General features: G+C 56.0%; 12 protein-coding genes and 3 pseudogenes. 12 read left to right on the forward strand and 3 right to left on the reverse strand.

Going from position 1 to position 17,104, the window contains the following annotated elements:
* Positions 1-120: 120 nt before the first annotated feature.
* The 10 genes and pseudogenes from AS026_RS31655 (at position 121) to AS026_RS31700 (ending at position 13,196) form a co-directional block, all read left to right on the forward strand.
* Positions 121-2,445: a molybdopterin-dependent oxidoreductase gene (locus tag AS026_RS31655; protein ID WP_007539472.1), complete on the forward strand. Its 2,325-nt coding sequence runs from the start codon at positions 121-123 to the stop codon at positions 2,443-2,445.
* 283 nt (positions 2,446-2,728) lie between these two features.
* Positions 2,729-4,153 (forward strand): aldehyde dehydrogenase family protein, encoded by a 1,425-nt coding sequence (locus tag AS026_RS31660; protein ID WP_007539471.1) that lies wholly within the window; start codon positions 2,729-2,731, stop codon positions 4,151-4,153.
* A gap of 733 nt (positions 4,154-4,886) precedes the next feature.
* On the forward strand, positions 4,887-5,942 hold the full coding sequence (locus AS026_RS31665; RefSeq protein WP_007539470.1) for a polyamine ABC transporter substrate-binding protein: 1,056 nt from the start codon (positions 4,887-4,889) through the stop codon (positions 5,940-5,942).
* A 151-nt stretch (positions 5,943-6,093) separates the two neighbouring features.
* Positions 6,094-6,957: an ABC transporter permease gene (locus AS026_RS31670; protein ID WP_007539468.1), complete on the forward strand. Its 864-nt coding sequence runs from the start codon at positions 6,094-6,096 to the stop codon at positions 6,955-6,957.
* Positions 6,950-7,732 carry an ABC transporter permease gene (locus AS026_RS31675; RefSeq protein WP_028746900.1) on the forward strand — a complete coding sequence of 261 codons (783 nt, stop codon included), beginning with the start codon at positions 6,950-6,952 and terminating at the stop codon, positions 7,730-7,732. Before AS026_RS31670 ends, AS026_RS31675 begins: the two co-directional genes overlap by 8 nt.
* Positions 7,729-8,793 (forward strand): ABC transporter ATP-binding protein, encoded by a 1,065-nt coding sequence (locus AS026_RS31680; protein ID WP_007539464.1) that lies wholly within the window; start codon positions 7,729-7,731, stop codon positions 8,791-8,793. Before AS026_RS31675 ends, AS026_RS31680 begins: the two co-directional genes overlap by 4 nt.
* Positions 8,794-9,282: 489 nt before the next feature.
* Complete coding sequence (locus tag AS026_RS31685) at positions 9,283-10,344, forward strand: IS110 family RNA-guided transposase (RefSeq protein WP_245307700.1); 1,062 nt, start codon at positions 9,283-9,285, stop codon at positions 10,342-10,344.
* 151 nt (positions 10,345-10,495) lie between these two features.
* Entirely contained in the window at positions 10,496-11,563 is a 1,068-nt protein-coding gene (locus tag AS026_RS31690) for a DmpA family aminopeptidase (RefSeq protein WP_007539460.1), read from the forward strand.
* On the forward strand, positions 11,560-12,468 hold the full coding sequence (locus AS026_RS31695; protein WP_007539458.1) for a MurR/RpiR family transcriptional regulator: 909 nt from the start codon (positions 11,560-11,562) through the stop codon (positions 12,466-12,468). The genes AS026_RS31690 and AS026_RS31695 overlap by 4 nt, the downstream gene beginning before the upstream one ends.
* Before the next feature lie 50 nt (positions 12,469-12,518).
* Positions 12,519-13,196: pseudogene (locus AS026_RS31700) on the forward strand (IS6 family transposase).
* Between the two features lie 162 nt (positions 13,197-13,358).
* On the opposite strand, the pseudogene AS026_RS43785 reads toward AS026_RS31700, so the two are convergent.
* From AS026_RS43785 to AS026_RS44695, 3 genes and pseudogenes are all read right to left on the reverse strand, one after another.
* Positions 13,359-13,960, reverse strand: a pseudogene (locus AS026_RS43785) (IS630 family transposase).
* A complete protein-coding gene (locus AS026_RS43790; protein ID WP_235777227.1) occupies positions 13,884-14,072 on the reverse strand; it encodes a winged helix-turn-helix domain-containing protein in 189 nt (62 codons plus the stop codon). Before AS026_RS43790 ends, AS026_RS43785 begins: the two are co-directional and overlap by 77 nt.
* 312 nt (positions 14,073-14,384) lie before the next feature.
* Positions 14,385-14,483, reverse strand: a pseudogene (locus AS026_RS44695) (DUF433 domain-containing protein); the annotation flags it as partial.
* 329 nt (positions 14,484-14,812) lie between these two features.
* Here AS026_RS44695 and uppS point away from each other — a divergent pair.
* Positions 14,813-15,580 (forward strand): polyprenyl diphosphate synthase, encoded by a 768-nt coding sequence (gene uppS / locus AS026_RS31710; protein WP_007539452.1) that lies wholly within the window; start codon positions 14,813-14,815, stop codon positions 15,578-15,580.
* A 349-nt stretch (positions 15,581-15,929) separates the two neighbouring features.
* Positions 15,930-17,054: a terpene synthase family protein gene (locus AS026_RS31715; RefSeq protein WP_131815367.1), complete on the forward strand. Its 1,125-nt coding sequence runs from the start codon at positions 15,930-15,932 to the stop codon at positions 17,052-17,054.
* Positions 17,055-17,104: the final 50 nt, after the last annotated feature.

Here is a 17,104-nt window from a genome sequence, read left to right on the forward strand (position 1 = left end):
CGTCAAGGCCATCAGCAGACGCAGCTGACGATCGTTGCCGCCTTGGCCGCGGGACCGCGACCAAAATACGATCTGCGAAAAGGCATCGCAAACGCACGCGCAGGCTAAGGAGGAGGTAGCATGGTATCCAGTGACAGAAGCCCGTTGTACGCCCTTGGACACTGGGGTATGCATCGCGTTATCCGAGACACTCAAGGGCAGCCTCAGCTCTTGGCTTGGGAGAAGGACGCGAACCCAAGCCCAATCGGTCTCGATCAGCTCAGCGTGGACGTCGAGGCACTTCGCATCCGTAGGCCGGCGTTTCGCGAAAGCTGGTTGCGACATGGCCCGGGGTCTCGAACAGACCTCAGAGGGAGTGATCGTTTCGTCGAAGTCTCGTGGGATAAAGCGTTTGAGCTTACCGGTGCTGAACTCCGGCGCGTCACCGAGACCTATGGCAACAAGGCGATTTTCGGTGGCTCTTATGGCTGGGGAAGTGCCGGCCGCTTCCACCACGCATCAAGCCAGATTCACCGGTTCCTCAACGTGATTGGCGGGTATGTCCGTGGTCAGGATTCCTACAGTTACGGCGCGGGATCAGTCATCCTTCCGCACATCATCGCGCCGATGGAATATCTCCTCGATCAGCATACGGACTGGGCTACACTCGCCGATAACAGCGATCTTTTCGTTGCTTTCGGCGGCATTCCTCTCAGAAACACACAAATGACAGCTGGAGGCCCGAGCCGTCACCGGGTACGCGATGCGCTCGCGCTCATGCGGTCGCGTAATGTCCGCTTCATCAACATTAGTCCTCTGCGTCAGGACATCGATGGAGATGCAGAATGGATAGCTATCAGGCCGAATACCGATGTGGCGTTGATGCTTGCGCTGATCCACGTATTGTTATCGGACAATATTGAGGACCGCGATTTTCTCGCGCGCTATTGCACCGGCGCGGCGCAAGTGCGGGAGTACGTTCTCGGAAGGAAAGACGGATTGCCAAAGAGCCCCGAGTGGGCCTCCACGATAACGGGCGTGCCTGCTAGCCGGATTAGGTCGCTTGCAAGAGAAATGTCCGGCTCCAAGACAATGATAAATGCGTCTTGGTCTCTGCAACGCCAAAGCCACGGCGAACAATCCTACTGGGCTTTAGTAACCCTGGCGTCTCATATTGGTCAGATAGGACTGCCCGGCGGTGGTTTCGGTCTCGGCTACGGCACATTGAACTCTATCGGTTCAAGCGAACTCAGGGTTTCGGGACCGAGATTGTCGCAGGGAGCGAACTCCGTCGAGGAATTCATCCCCGTTGCCCGGATTTCCGACATGCTGATGAACCCTGGCGCAAGGTTTGACTATGACGGAGGCACTTACGAATATCCAGATATCCGTCTGGTCTATTGGGCAGGAGGAAATCCCTTTCATCACCATCAGAACCTGAACCGCCTGATGACAGCGTGGCAGAAGCCCGAGACCATAATCGTTCACGAGCAATTCTGGACGAGCACCGCAAAGGCGGCCGACATCGTCATGCCGGTTAATACAGCTTTGGAGCGAAATGATCTTGGTTTTGCCTCACGAGAGGGTCAACTGGTCGCGATGCGGAAGATAAAAGACGCCGTTGGGGAGTCCAGAAGCGACTTCGAGATCTTTGCAGGTATCGCGTCCGTGATGGGCGTCGGTGAAAAGTACACCGAGGGGCGCACGGCGGATCAGTGGCTGGAGCATATGTACGACGATTTCAGGTCACGCGTCGGCAGCCAGATACCGCTTCCGTCATTCCACGAGTTTTGGGAGATGGGGCGAGTAGAGTTTCCCTCGCCCGGAGGTCCTGTTATTCTTCTTGAGCAATTTAGGGCGGACCCAGACGAGCATCCCCTCAACACTCCGTCGCATCGCATCGAACTCTTTTCAGACGAAATCGATGGCTTCGGTTACAGCGATTGCCCTGGACAGGCCACCTGGATAGAGCCCTTCGAGTGGCTGGGGGGCGATAAGGCGACTCGATACCCGTTGCATCTCCTGACTCAGGAACCGCGACGCAGGTTGCATAGCCAGCTCGACCACTCACCATATAGTCGGGAGGGGAAAATCAAGGGGAGAGAACCAGTCCTTATGAACGCTCGAGACGCGAAGGTACGGGGCATCAGTGAGAATGATATTGTTCGGATTTACAACGATCGCGGTGCATGTCTGGCCGGCGTGAAAGTCACGCAAGATCTTGCAGAGAACGTTGCCGTCATGGCGACCGGCGCATGGTTCGATCCCGAAAATTGGGGCGACGGCAACCCGCTGGAGAAGCATGGCAACCCGAATGTTCTAACGCTTGACGTCGGTTCGTCCTCCATGACCCAGGCGACGGTGGCTCAGTCGTGCCTTGTGGAAATTGAGCTATTCAACGGCCCTTTGCCCGAGGTAACCGCTTTCGAGCTTCCCGTATTTACAACTTGCGTATCTAAGGCCTGATCAGAAATCGCTCGCGGCTGGTCAAGGCGGCTTCTGTGAAATGGCTCTTGGTTGCATAGAGGCTTTGAGGGCAGGTTCCGTTTGATAGCATCCGTCGCTACCGCGGCAAATGTCTTCGAGGGGGCATCACTAGAAGATGGCCGTCTATTGGATACTGAGTACAGGCCTCCCCCGCAATATAGACATTCAACTGATTGGCATGTAAAGATACCCATGAGTATGAAGCTATCTAGCGGTAGCTGCAACGTCACGTCGCTCGTGAGCAGCAATGGAGAGTTACATCATGAAAACTGCGAGTTTGTTCTACATCGATGGGAAATGGGTAGAACCCGCATCCGCCGAAATGAGCGATCTAATCGATCCCGCTACCGAAACGCCCTACGCCCGTGCTGCGATGGGGTCGGCGGAGGATGTAGATCGCGCGGCAAAGGCAGCTCGTAGAGCGTTTGCAAGTTACTCCAAGTCTTCCGTCGAGGAACGTATCGCCCTTCTGGAACGCATTGCAGTGATCTTTGAGCGTCGGCAGCGGGAGTTCGCCGAAACCGTCACTCAAGAGGTGGGCATGCCGATATCGATTAGCGGCACCGCTCTGATCGATTGGTGCAAAGCCCACACTGCTGCCACCATCGAAATTCTCAGGAAGTTCGAGTTCGCCGAGAAGCTCGGGACAACCACGGTCTACAAGGAGCCGATTGGTGTCGTGGGCATGATAACCCCGTGGAATTGGCCGATCGGGCAGATCTTCACCAAAATTTTGCCGGCACTTGCAACCGGCTGCACCATGGTGTTGAAGCCGAGCCAGCTCACTCCGCTTGATGCTGTCCTTGTTGCCGAGGTCTTGGATGAGGCCGGGGTGCCTGCGGGTGTATTCAATCTCGTTAACGGCGAAGGTCATACGGTCGGGGATGCGATCTCAACGCACCCGGAGATTGACATGGTCTCGTTTACGGGGTCGACCCGAGCCGGTATCCAGATCGGAAAGGCGTCAGCCGATACCATAAAACGTGTCGTGACTGAGCTTGGTGGAAAGTCTGCAAACATTATCCTGGATGACGCGGACTTCCCGACCGCTATCGAGAGTGCTGTTGCAGGCTGCTTCTTCATCAACGGTCAGGCCTGCGACGCTGGAACTCGTCTGCTGGTTCCGCGCGGTCGCGTGGAGGAAACCCTCAAACTCGCAGCCGCCGCGGCTGAGAGGAACGTTATCGGTTCGCCGGCCGATCCCAAGACGACGCTTGGGCCGGTCATAAACAAAAATCAGTTTGAACGGGTACAACATTTAATACTCACTGCGCTCGACGAGGGTGCCAGCCTAGTCACTGGCGGGTTAGGACGTCCGGACGGACTTAAGGCCGGGTACTATGTGAAGCCGACGATTTTTGCGAATGTCGAGCCATCGATGACGGTTTATCGCGAGGAGATCTTCGGCCCAGTGCTGAGCGTCATAGCCTATGACGATCTGGATGACGCTATCCGAATCGCAAACGATACCGTCTACGGCCTGGCTGCGCACATCACCGGGAAAGACATGGATGTAGTTCAACGTCTAGCCAGGGAAGTCCGGGCCGGATCGGTATTCGTGAATTCCCCCGATCTTGATCCCATGGCTCCGTTCGGTGGCTACCGCCAATCAGGCAACGGGCGCGAGAACGGCGAATATGGCTTTCATGACTTCCTCGAGGTCAAAGCCGTCGTAGGCCACGGCTAGGCAGACGAGCCAAGCGGGTTGATGAAGCGTGGCGGGCCCCTGACGTATTATGCTTCGTCAGTACACAGTTATAGTAGGAAGCCCAGCCATTCCCGGATTCATACCGTCTCTCGGAGGTTGGAGGCTTTGGCCGCTCTCGTCCAAAAGAACTTGGTGTTGCCTCTTGATCGTTCGAGCTAATTTCGGGAAACCAGACCTTCGGAGTATCGGGCTCGCTTCCTCTGTCCCGTCTCGAACGGCAATGATGCATCAACTAGGTCATCTCGAAAATATCGCCGTCTCCGTTTGCCATGGAGGTCGTCAAGGTTGAGATGGCATCTATCGCCAGCTTATCCCCATCGAGACCAAAATGAAGCATGATGTCAACTAGGCGTAGCTGACAAAGGAGCCGGCATACGCTTGCTCGTGGATAGTAAACTCCTATCAGTGGATTGCGGCCGCAAGCCCCGCCATCTGCGTGCTTACGCCTGCATCGATGATTGATGATCGTTGTGTGGAGACATGCTGCCGGGACGGTTTTCATAACCGACTTGGAGGCTAAACCATGTTTCCCGAAGCGCAGTAATCCTCCTTTAAGATAGTTGACATTCAGGTAATCAGCGCTAAGCTGACTAGCGCGTTCAAAAAAGCTTCTGATTAGTATGTAAATGGTCGGATAGCGTACGCAGGGGACATTGACTAGTTCGATCGGCGGTTCTGACCCGCTTGTTCGACAAAACACGGGAGAAAAATGATGTTGAGCAGCGTCAAAATGGCCGTCACCACAGCCGTGAGCGTAATCGCGTTGTCTGTTGGTGCTGCGAACGCGGCAGAAACGATCACTTTCATGACGTTCAGCGGATACTATCCACCTAAGATTTTCGAAGAGTTCGAAGCTGCCACCGGTATCCACGTCGATCTCACTGAAGTCGCAACGAACGAGGAGGGTATGGGCAAGCTGATGGCATCGAACGGCACTGGGTTCGACGCGATTATCTTCTCGTCGCCGTTTGTGACTGCGCTCCAGAAGCTCGACATGCTGAGTGAAATCGATCACTCCAAGATTCCGAATATGAAGAATCTATACCCTGAAGCTGAGAAGCTGGCGTTCGACCCGGGTCTTAAATACTCCGTTCCCTACGCTTGGGGAACCTTCGGCATTTGCTATCGCGACGATATGCTCAAGAAGAAGCCCGTCAGCTGGAACGATCTTCTCAAGCCCGACGATGAGATGAAGGGCAAGTTCACTCTCGTACCCGACGAGCGCTGGTTCTTGGAGCCGGCTCAACTGGTGAGCGGGCTCTCGATCAACGACGTTTCCGAACAAGCTCTAGAAAAGATTCGTCCGTTGCTCATTGAAGCCAAGAAGAACGCTCTCGCGTTCGATAACTTCACCATGGGAAGCCGTCTGGTTTCGGGCGAGATCGTTGCGGCGGCAACCTGGGAAGCCTGGTGCACAATGGCCATGCGCGACGGCGGTGGCGATAACCTTAAGTATGTCATACCGAAGGAGGGCACCGATACCTTCGTCGACGGCTTCGTCATTCCCAAGAAGGCAGAGCATAAAGAGGCCGCGGAGAAGTTTATCAATTTCATCCTCGAAGCTGACCACCATGCGTGGATGACTACGCAGCTGCTTTACAAAATTCCCAATAAGGCAGCGATGGACTCGGTCGATCCCGAACTCATTAAGAAGTACCCACCGCTTCAGATGTCCGCTCAGGACCTCTTGAAGAACGAGATACTTTCCGATCTCGGCCCGGATGCGCCGCGCGTTTCGAAGTTCGTGACCGAGATCATGTCTCAGTAACCGCCTTGCGGGGACGGAGTTTGACTCCGTTCCCGATTGCCAAGGTTGAAAGGCGAGGTCACGGCCGCGGTTTCGACCGGCTTTATGCAAAAAATTGGTGCCGATTGAGCAATGTCTCCGACGTTCGCGGATCAGCATGGGAACAAATCTTATGAACAGGAAACTGGGTCCATATCTGCTGGCCGCGCCCGGTCTCGCGTGGTGGATGTTCTTTTTGATCATCCCCTGCGCGCTTGTACTGGCGTACGCCTTTATGGAGCGGGGCACCTACGGTGGTGTCATCCCGAACTTCAATCTCGAGAACCTCGTCCGCGCATTCAACGGGCTCTATCTTGAGATTTTCATACGGTCAGCACGGATCGCCATTGAGTCTGCCCTAATATCTCTGCTCATTGGGTATCCCGCTGCGCTCGCGATCTCGCGCGCTCCGAGAAGATGGCAGATGCCGCTTCTGTTTCTGGTTATCCTCCCTTTCTGGAGCAACTACCTGATCAGAACCTATGCCTGGATTGTACTTCTCAACCGCGCAGGCATCGTGAACCAGGTCATGATGGCCACTGGGATCATCCACGAGCCGTTGACCCTGATCTACAACGAGTCGGCGGTTGTCATAGGTTTCGTCTACAACTATCTGCCATTCGTCATTCTGACGGTGTTCGCGTCTATTCAGCGCCTCAACCCGGAGCTGACCGAGGCGAGCGAGGATCTTGGTGCAAGTGCGTGGCAAACGCTTCGCCGCGTAACCATCCCGCTTACGATGCCCGGCATCGCTGCGGGCGGCGTCTTCGTTTTCGTGCTGTCGATCGGAAACTTCGTCACGCCGCAGTTACTTGGTGGTGGACGAATGAAGATGGTCGGCAATCTTATTCAGGATCAATTCGCGTCTGCGCGTGACTGGCCGTTCGGATCTGCGCTAGCTCTGGTCCTTATAACCATCATGTTGGCACTGCTCGCTATTCAAGCCCGAATACAGCAGGGTGTCCGGAACGTCGAGAAGGAGCAGGAGGTTGCGTAACAAAAATAGACTTCTCTTCATTCATCTCGGTGCGACGCTCGCGTTTCTTTACGTGCCGATCCTCATCCTCGTTGTCCTGAGCTTCAACTCCTCGGGTTTGCCTACGGTCTGGGGCGGCTTCTCGCTTCAATGGTACGTGAAACTGGCAAATGATCAAAACATTATTCGTCCGATGATCCATACGCTGATCGTTGGTGGGACAGCGGCGCTGCTTTCAACCATCATTGGTACGATGTTGGCGCTCGGGGTTGAGCGGATGCGACCCTCTGTTCTCCTTGACGGCCTTCTACTGACTCCCATGGTCATCCCGGATATCGTCCTGGCAATTTCACTGCTGAGCTTCTTTGTTCTCGTCAATTTGACGCTTGGACTTCACACCATCGTCATCTCGCACGTAGTTTTCTGCATTGCGTTCGTCACTGCCATTGTCAGGGCCCGCCTTGACGGTTTTGACTCGTCGCTATTGGAGGCCTCCACCGACCTCGGTGCCGGAAGCTTCACGACGTTCCGGAGAGTGACGCTGCCGTTGATCATGCCTGGCATCGTCGCAGGTGCGCTACTATCCTTCACGATGTCGTTCGACGAATACATGATCGCGTCCTTCACCGCCGGCTCTTCCAGCGCATCGGAGACGCTTCCGATGCACATCTACTCGATGCTAAGGTTTGGCGTGAAGCCCGACATCAACGCTCTTGCCGCTCTGACGCTGGCTATCAGCTTTCTTTTGGTATTCGCCGCTCAGCGGTTCAATAAGGGGGTCTTCGAAGACCTATGACCACACCCAAAGTAATCCAACTCAACAACATTGTCCTCAAGTACGGCAACTACACCGCGATCGACAATGTCTCCGTCGATTTGGCAGAGGGCGAGTTCTTTGCGCTGCTGGGTCCTTCCGGCTGCGGCAAGTCTTCGCTCCTGCGCATCGTCGCGGGGTTTGTCGAGCCAAATTCTGGCGAAGTTCTCCTTGATGGCAAGGACATGACAAACGTCCCAGCCCGGCGTCGCCCTATCAACATGATGTTCCAGTCCTATGCGCTGTTCCCACACATGAGCGTCGAGCAGAACGTGCGCTATGGTCTTGAAATGGCAAGGCTACCCTCGGCTGAAATTAAACAGAGGGTCGCAGAGATACTCGAAACTACCCATCTGACCACCATGGCGGGTCGCCGTCCGAACCAGCTATCCGGCGGACAAAGACAGCGTGTTGCCCTTGCGCGGGCGTTGGTCATGAGGCCGCGAGTCCTGCTCCTGGATGAGCCTCTTGGAGCACTGGACAAAAAGCTCCGCGAAGCAATGCAACTGGAACTCAAGCGCCTGCAGCATGAGATGGGACTGACGTTCGTTGTCGTTACCCATGACCAAGAGGAGGCGCTCGTTATGGCCGACCGCATCGCACTCATGCGTGCCGGCAAGATCGAACAGGTCGGAACCGCCGCCGAGCTTTACGAACGGCCAGCTTCTAAATTTGTCGCGGACTTCATTGGGCGTACGAACTTCTTTGACGGCGTCGCAAAAGGCCGAAAGATCGGAGTCCAGCAGCTCGGTGAGCTTACGGGCGACGTCGATGCAGTTGGGACGGTGACCTATTCGATCCGACCGGAGTGGATACGCCTTTATAACGACCGTCCGGCAGACTTCGACAATTGTCTCGAGGGTGTTGTCGAGGAAGTCAATTACCACGGCCAGAACGAAAACGTACTGGTCCGCCTGCCAGGGCAGTCACAACTTGTGACGGCCCTGAGGCCTGCTAATCAAATGCTTCCCGTCACGGTATCTCGTGGCGGCAAAATCTGGCTCGCGTGGAACGGCAAGGACTCACGCGTTTTGAGCCAGTAAGGCGGGGGAGGCAGGCCTCGCGAAAATGCCGATGTCAGCTCTCTTGCCCGAACGAACCGGACCGGACCATGCAAACTTTGATCCCATTCGCCTCCGGGTGTCGTTTGGCATTTAATCGTAAGAATAAGCCTGCGAGCAGGTGATGGCACCTAATTTGAGATTCTTCGGCGCGATTTTCGGCGCTTGACACCCTCTGAGTCGGCCATAACCATTTGTGCTATCTTAGCATTTCTGATGAAGCTTAGCCGCGTCCAGGCATCTTTTCTATGGCGGCGAATCTCACATTAACTGCCAAAATCGAAGCCGGAATCTCAAATTAGGTGCCCAATCTCAATTCAAGTGCCGCGCTATGTGATCATGTCCCAGGGAGTGGTGTAGGTGGCGGCTTTGGTCGCCGCGTTCTCCGGCATGGGCCGGGATGATCAGCGCGCCACGGCTGCCAAGCTGATGAGCGGATCATCGCTCATCTGGCTGATGGTTCCCAGCGTCATGTATCTGGCGCGCTGGACAGCCCATTTGATGGCATGGACCGCTCCCGTCCCCTCAGCGAAGATGGCGGACGTCTTTCAGCCAAGAAGGAACGTTTTCATGCCTGTTGTTACCGTTGGTCTTGATCTCGCAAAGACAGTCTTCCAAGCTCATGGCGTTGATGACGTCGGCCAAACCGTTCTACGCCGACGCCTTGGACGAAGCGAGTTGCTCGCGTATTTCGCTAAGCTGCCGCCTTGCCTGATTGCGATGGAAGCATGCTCGAGCGCTCATCACTGGGCTCGCGAGCTGGTCACTATGGGTCACGACGTTCGGCTCATTCCGCCGCAATACGTCAAACCGTATGTCAAACGGAATAAAACCGACGCGGCAGACGCAGAGGCGATATGCGAGGCGGCCACTCGGCCAAACATGCGCTTCGTTCCAATCAAGACCCGAGACCAGCAAGCCGTGCTCGCTTTGCATCGATCTCGTTCATTGTTGGTTCGCCAACGAACAGCATCGATCAATGCTGTTCGTGGATTGGTTGGTGAGTTTGGGCTCATCGCCGCAAAAGGCCGCTACCGTATGTCAGAGCTGCGGCAGCGAATGAACGCAATGACGCCAGACCACCTGCCAGCGATCGCCTGCCAAGCTATCAATACCCTGTTCGATCATATCAATACGCTTGAAGGACAGATCGCTGCTGTCGAACAACAAATTGTCGAGTGGCACAAGAACAACGAAGATAGCCGGCGGCTGGCGACTGCACCCGGCGTAGGCCCGATCACTGCGAGTGCCATCGTCGCAGCTGTGGGAGACGGTCGTCAGTTCCAATCCGCACGGCACTTTGCGGCCTGGCTCGGGCTGACTCCGAGGATGCATGCCAGCGGGAAGAAGGAGCGTATCGGCAGGATCAGTAAGGGGGGTGACAGACATCTGCGGGCGCTTCTCATCCATGGCGCGAGAGCGATTGTCGGAACGCTGTTCCGCAAAAACGTGCCGCCTCGTCCGTGGTTGCTACCATTGAAGCCGCTGCGTCTTCTACTGTTCGCATCGGTCGACATAGGTGATGATATATAAATATCGGTGTCTATGAAATATTATTCAACTATCATTTCTCCCAAACGCTCGTTAAAGTGCGCACCCGGAAATCTAAATAGACGAGGACACCAATGGAAATTACACACCGACTGACACCTGATGCGCCGTCGAGGCCGCGCGCGACCTAGGATTGCCGTTTTCTGGAATAACCGGTCCTTTCAATGCCATAACCGATGTAGCCGGCGTGGAAGTGGGCTATTCGACCGTAGTCAGCGACTCCTTAACGTCGGGCAAAGGCCCAGCGCGTACAGGGGTTACCACCATTCTTCCGAGAGGCCGCATGGGTCCTCTGCGGGCTCCCGTGTGGGCGGGGTTCCACTCGCTTAATGGAAACGGTGAAATGACGGGGACGCACTGGATCAAGGAGGCTGGTTATTTTACAGGACCGATCGCCATTACCAACACCCACAGTCTTGGAACCGTTCATCAGTCGATCCTGCGATGGATGATTGGGAAGCCGGATACCGGAGTTGGGCCCTACAAGTTCATGCTGCCCGTGGTCGGCGAGACCTGCGATGCTTATCTCAACGACATGAACGCTTTCCATGTGACAGCCGATCATGTGACGGAGGCCCTGGATAGGGCTTCCAGCGGGTCGATAGCCGAGGGCAATGTCGGCGGCGGGACGGGAATGATCTGCTTCGAATACAAAGGTGGCACAGGAACGTCGTCTCGCGTTGTGGACTTTTTTGGCTCACGCTATACCGTAGGCTGCCTCGTGCAGGCGAACTTTGGAATTCGACCGCTCCTCAAAATTCTCGGTGTGCCTGTCGGCGAACACCTGACCGCGAACCGGCTCTGGGCCGGTGAGCAGGGTTCCATCATCGCCCTGGTGGCGACAGACGCGCCACTCATGCCGACCCAGTTGGAGCGGGTCGCACGACGGGCGGGTCTCGGTATCGGCCGAACGGGCACACCGGCCGGAGACGGCTCCGGCGACCTCTGCCTTGCCTTCTCCACGGCAAACCTGACTATCAGCGAGTCGGCCATAGCACCCGCTGTCGGCGATCTGGCCTTTTTGCCGAATAACATGCTCGACCCACTTTTCGAGGCAACGGCGCAGGCGGTGGAGGAAGCGATTATAAACGCCATGGTGGCTGCCGAAACGATGGTGGGGCGCGAGAACAGGCTTGTTGCCGCTATCGAGCACGATGCGGTAAAGGAGGTTATGCGCAATTATGGACGACTGAAAGCATGAACAGCAAGCAAGCGCCCCAGCCCGCACCGGCCTCGTTTCCCTTCATGGAGAAGATCAAGGAACGGCAGGCGGCCTTCTCGAAGGCTGAGAGCGCCATCGCTGCTTATCTTGTTACCAATATTCGCGATATCCCCTTCGAGACAGCGGCGTCCATATCCAGCAAGCTCAAATTGAGCCCTATGACCGTTGGGCGTTTCCTTCGTTCGCTCGGCTATGAGAACCTCGCCGCGCTCAAGGAGGAACTGGGGAGCACCATCCATCAGATCACCTGGCTTGTCGGAGAACGATATGAGCGCATCGCTTCCAACGAGCATTCGAGGGGTGAGACGGACAGTACAACATACGATCTTTCAGCAAATCTCGATCTTGAATTGAAGGCCATCATCAGCACCTATGAGCTCGCGCGTACCGAGCAGTTCAGCCATGCGGCCGAGCTGACCGCCAAGGCTGATCGGGTTTATGTGGCTGGTTTCCAGACCGTGCGCGGCCTGGCGATGGACTTTGCCTTGCGACTCGAATACGCACGACCGAATGTGCGCTTTATGGATGGCGGCAGTGGCACCTATAGCGAGTTATTCGCGGACGAAATGGGAAGGCCGCTCCTCATTGTTATAGACGTTCGACGCTATGCAAAACAGGCCATGTTGTTGGCTCGGCAGGCCGCGCAATCGGACGTTGATCTAATCATAATCACCGATTCGGTATGCTACTGGGCGCAGGAACTCACGGAAAATGTATTTCGAATTGCCACAGACGTCGATATGTTCTGGGAAAGCAACGCACCGGTGACAACATTTCTCGGTCTTCTCGTACATGACGTGATCCGCCGTTTAGGCCACTTGGTCAAGGAGCGCAGCGAGCAGATGCAACTCCTGCAAAATAAGTTCGGAGGCTTTGCTGACTAGGTGCTGTCACATTGATTGAGCGGTAAGGAAATTGAGGTAGCAGCGCGCCCATGACCGTGAGTGCACCGACCTACAAGAACCACCGTTATCCGATCGAAATCGTAGCCCGTGCTGTCTGGCTCTACTTCCGCTTTAATCTGAGCCTGCGCGATGTCGAGGAAATGCTGTTCGATCGCGGGATCGTCGTTTCCTACGAGACCATCCGCCGATGGTGCCGAAAGCACGGCCCTGATTATGCGCGCCGCATACGCCGCAAGGCGCCGACGAAAGGCGATGTCTGGCACCTCGATGAAGTCGCGGTGCGCATCAACGGTCAGAAATGCTGGTTTTAGAGAGCGGTTGATCAGGATGGATATGTGCTCGACGAGATCGTCCAGACGCGCTGCAACACCGAGGCGGCCAAGCGCCTGCTGACGCGACTTCTGAAGAAGCAGGGCATGCCGCCAAAGCGTATGATCACCGACAAATTGCGCTCCTACGGGGCGACCAAACCCCAGGTCATGCCGAACGTGGAACACCGCTCGCATAAAGGCTTGAACAACCGAGCGGAGAATTCTCACCTGCCGTTCAGAAAACGGGAGCGAACGCGACAGGGTTTCCGGTCGGTCGGCTCATTGCAACATTTCGTGTCGATCTTCTCCGCCGTCCGAAACCTCTTCGTTCCATTCCAGACCAACCGCTCCGCAGTACAAATTCCAACCCATCGACGCCAGGCCATGGCCGCGTAGGAAGCCGTAAGTGCACCGCCTGCCTGAAAAGCGCCGTGTCGGCTCACGTGGCCACATTTCAAACAACGTGACAACGCCATTTCACGAGGTCGCCAGTGGGCTTTGGGATGCTCTCGTTGTGAAATCGCAGTCGCTTGACTTCACATTTAAAGCTTGTCGCATCTAAATCGCCTCATACCCTGCGGCCTTGAAGTAGTTTCGACATTCGTCAACGGAGAACAATGCGCAGATGTCGCTGAGGGCATTCGATATTGCGTCGAAGCTCCTTGCGGCTTTCTTTCGTAGGAGCGACTTGAGTTTCGAGAAGGCCATCTCGATTGGGTTCAAGTCGGGCGAATAGGCCGGTAGGAACAGCAGCCTTGCACCGGTTTGTCTGATGAGTTTTCGGCCTTTTGGCTTTTGTGGAAACGGACATTATCGGCAATGACGATGTCGCCCTTTGATAGAGTTGGGACGAGTTGCGTTTCGATCCAAGTCTCGAATATCTCGGCATTCATTGGTGCGTTGACAATCCATGGCGCGACCATGGAATGCGATCTGAGGCCAGCGATAAACGTCTGCGTCTTCCAGGATCCGAAAGGCACATGACTGCGGTAACGGTGACCCCGTAACGACCAACCGGAGCGTTTTGTCAGCTTTGTGCTCGTCGACGTCTCATCGATAAAAGTGAGGCGTGCCAGGGCCTTATCAAAAAACGGCTTGCGCCTTTCGATCCATAGACTTCTCGCCCGGGCGATTTTTGGACGAAGCTGCTCGCTTGCCATCAGGCTTTTTTTTGTGGCTTAACCCGAGCCGGTGCAACATGCGGCCGACGCTCGAGCGATGCACAATTACGCCGCGCTCGGCAAGCTCGACGCACAATTCATCAAGCGTCAATTCACCCTTCTCAGCCATACGTTCACGAAACCACGCACCATGGTCACTTAACTTGCCGCCACCAATATGACCCTGTCGTCTCGGCGACAGAGAGCCCGTCTACCACTTCAGGATAACAAGGTTATTCACAAATCGAGGCGACACAGGAAATGACGGGACGCCTCGCGATGGGTGTTGCCCTCTTCAACGAATGCAATAACACGGGAACGCAACTCGATCGGATGTGATTTGCCCATGATCGGTCTCCTTCCAGCTAAGAAGGAATCACAAATCGGCCGATTCGAGAACCTGAATCAAAAAACGGGCGACGCGCTTTAGGCCCAGTTCCGAAAGCTTTCGAGGCCGTCCCCCCGCTGGGTGGGCGGCGGCCGAAATTTCGGCAAGCGCCAGCATACGCTCGGTGACCGAAGGGCCTGGAGCTACTGCTATAGCCGATTAGCTCGCGGATCATGGTAGAATTCTGGCGTTGCTGAACTGGACGGCAGTCACCCCTAAGATTGGAAATGCCCGCCACCTGATTTGGTTTCGGCATCGCCGTATTCGCGTTGGCCGGCGTAGGCGAGCGATCCGTAACCTCCCAAAGCTGGTAGTTTGCAACTGCAGCTGAATAATTAAAAATCAGGAAAACCGATCAACGGTTATGACACTGAGTTTTGCCGCCGCCGGAGCGTGCAGCACGTTCGCGAAAGACGTCTGATGTTTTCGTGATCTACCAGCACCAAATTGAAGGAGGGGTGACAATGCAAGCTACGGCTTCGTCCACTTTTAATGCATGCGCGACGAACCCGGTCGATGCGCGGTTGTCCGAGCAACGGGTGGCGATCCGGCATCTTGCAGTTATCCTGGATGGCAACCGACGGTGGGCGGAGCGTTGCGGGCTGCAGTCGATCGACGGCTACCGAGCAGGAGGGCGCAACGTTCATGCCCTTTTATCGTGGTGCAGTGAAGCTGACATTCCGATGGTCACGCTTTGGCCGTTATCCGCAGAAAACCTGAGTCGCGATCCAGAAGAACTACAGGCACTGCTGACGGTCATCGCCGATGTTTTTGAAGAACTTGCATGCACCGGCCGCTGGCATCTGCGCGTGATCGGCGACCTCTCCAGTCTTCCGCCCGATGTCAAGCGCCGCATTCGCAATGCCGAGTGCCATACCGCAACCGTCGACGGGCTCGACGTGAACATCGCCGTCGGATACAGCGGCCGCCTCGAATTGTTGCATGCCATCAGAACTCTGATCGCGGATCACCTTTTGGCCGGCACTGTGAACACGTTGCAGACTGACCTAAGTTTTGAATCGATCACGAGTCGGCTCTATACAGCAGGGCAACCCGATCCGGATCTCGTCATCCGAACGTCCGGAGAGCAGCGGCTGTCGAACTTTATGCTTTGGCAGTGTGCGTTCTCTGAATTTTATTTCACGCCCGTTTGCTGGCCGGATTTCAGGCGCACGGATTTCGAGGAGGCTCTCACCGTTTATCGGTCGCGTCATCGCAGGTTCGGGCAATGAAAGTTTCCCTGCACATTCAAGCGGAAATGCCCGTCATGAATGCGCCGTGCAACATCGGTATCGCACGCGCATCGGCCACCTATACTGAAGGGCGGTTTGCGATTTTGGCCAGCGACAGGATCCTGGCTGGCGAAGTCGCTGTCGCGCATCTGATGCACCAGGAACGTCATGTTCTACCGCATGTGAGCTGCCGGCGCACGGGTGTGGCGACTCGCCGCCGCGCGTCGCGCCCAGCGACTGCTGTCTGTGCACGAAGTCAACGACCTGCTGCACATCTGGCGTCGCTACGTGGGCTCGCCACCAGAGTAGGAGCGACAGTATGGAAGGCAAGGTCACTTCCGGAGCGGACATGAATCAATCGAGACGGTCGGGCAAGCCCGAAAGCATGCTCCTCCCCAACAGCGCACTTCTGGCCACCAAGCTGAGGCTTCCAGCGTTTCACTATCCATTTCCGGACGGTCGCAATCCGAATACCGACGCCGTGGAAGTGGAAGTAGCGGAATGGGCGGTCGGCCATGCCCTCGTCGAGTGTGGCGGCAAGGGGGAAGCCATGCTGCGCAGCCTCGGCCCGGCCGACGTAATCGGTCGGATGTACCACCACATGAACCGCGAAGCGTTCCTGGCTGCGTCGATCTGGAGCGCGTGGATGTTCTTGGTGGACGAGCACTTCTGCGAGGTTGGCGCGTATCATGGATCGCCGGGCGGACTTGCACAGTTCCATCTCTGGCTAAGGGCGATCTTGACCGATCCGCGCGGATGCGACTGGCGGTCGATGTGTCAAGAGATTGTCCGCGACCTTTCGACCGAATATGCCGAACTCTGCATCAGGACGGGGGAGGCGACTGCCGACATGGCGCGGCGCATTGAGAATGTCAGCAGCCCGATGCAATACGCGCGATGGATGGAAGGCATGACCTTTTACTTTCTCAGCACCATCTGGCAGGTGGGTCTCAACATGAGCGGTCCGCCGCCAAGTGTGAGGGAGTATTTGCTCGGTCGCGCAAGCTTTGCCGGCGCGCCGCCCACCTACGCGCTGGCCGATATCGTTGCGGGATACGAGGTCCCGGGGAACGATTACCAGCACGTCCAGGTCAGGCGGCTACAGACCCTCGTGGGCACCGTCCTCAGTCTATGCAACGACGTCATGTCGTTCCCGCGCGAAATCGGCGTAATCTGGAATTTGCCGAACATTCTCATCGCACAAGGCCTGTCGCAACAAGAAGCCATCACGAATACTGTACGGATCCACAATGATGTAGTGGGCGACTATCTCGACCTGGAGGCACGGATTACCCCTTGGGCGGGCGCCGAGCTTCGTCGTTTCCTCAACGACATGGGCACACTGATGCGTGGTCACTACGACTGGGCTCGGCGGCAGAAGCGGTATGCGGCGACTGAGAACTATATTTTCGATACAACGGCAGAACCAGAAGATTTTCCGGCCGCCCGCCAGGAGAACGTCAAAGAAGATTGAGCTGAGGCAGGCCTATTCACTTATAAGACGGCGGTCGATGACGTCGATCA

This window comes from Rhizobium altiplani (genome assembly GCF_001542405.1).
Classification (GTDB): domain Bacteria; phylum Pseudomonadota; class Alphaproteobacteria; order Rhizobiales; family Rhizobiaceae; genus Rhizobium; species Rhizobium altiplani.

Coding starts and splice junctions, on each gene's coding strand:
- AS026_RS31695 (WP_007539458.1), top strand. CDS start 11,560: ATGAACAGCAAGCAAGCGCCCCAGCCCGCACCGGCCTCGTTTCCCTTC.
- AS026_RS31670 (WP_007539468.1), top strand. CDS start 6,094: ATGAACAGGAAACTGGGTCCATATCTGCTGGCCGCGCCCGGTCTCGCG.
- uppS (WP_007539452.1), top strand. CDS start 14,813: ATGCAAGCTACGGCTTCGTCCACTTTTAATGCATGCGCGACGAACCCG.
- AS026_RS31660 (WP_007539471.1), top strand. CDS start 2,729: ATGAAAACTGCGAGTTTGTTCTACATCGATGGGAAATGGGTAGAACCC.
- AS026_RS31655 (WP_007539472.1), top strand. CDS start 121: ATGGTATCCAGTGACAGAAGCCCGTTGTACGCCCTTGGACACTGGGGT.
- AS026_RS31665 (WP_007539470.1), top strand. CDS start 4,887: ATGTTGAGCAGCGTCAAAATGGCCGTCACCACAGCCGTGAGCGTAATC.
- AS026_RS31680 (WP_007539464.1), top strand. CDS start 7,729: ATGACCACACCCAAAGTAATCCAACTCAACAACATTGTCCTCAAGTAC.
- AS026_RS31715 (WP_131815367.1), top strand. CDS start 15,930: ATGAATCAATCGAGACGGTCGGGCAAGCCCGAAAGCATGCTCCTCCCC.
- AS026_RS31685 (WP_245307700.1), top strand. CDS start 9,283: ATGTATCTGGCGCGCTGGACAGCCCATTTGATGGCATGGACCGCTCCC.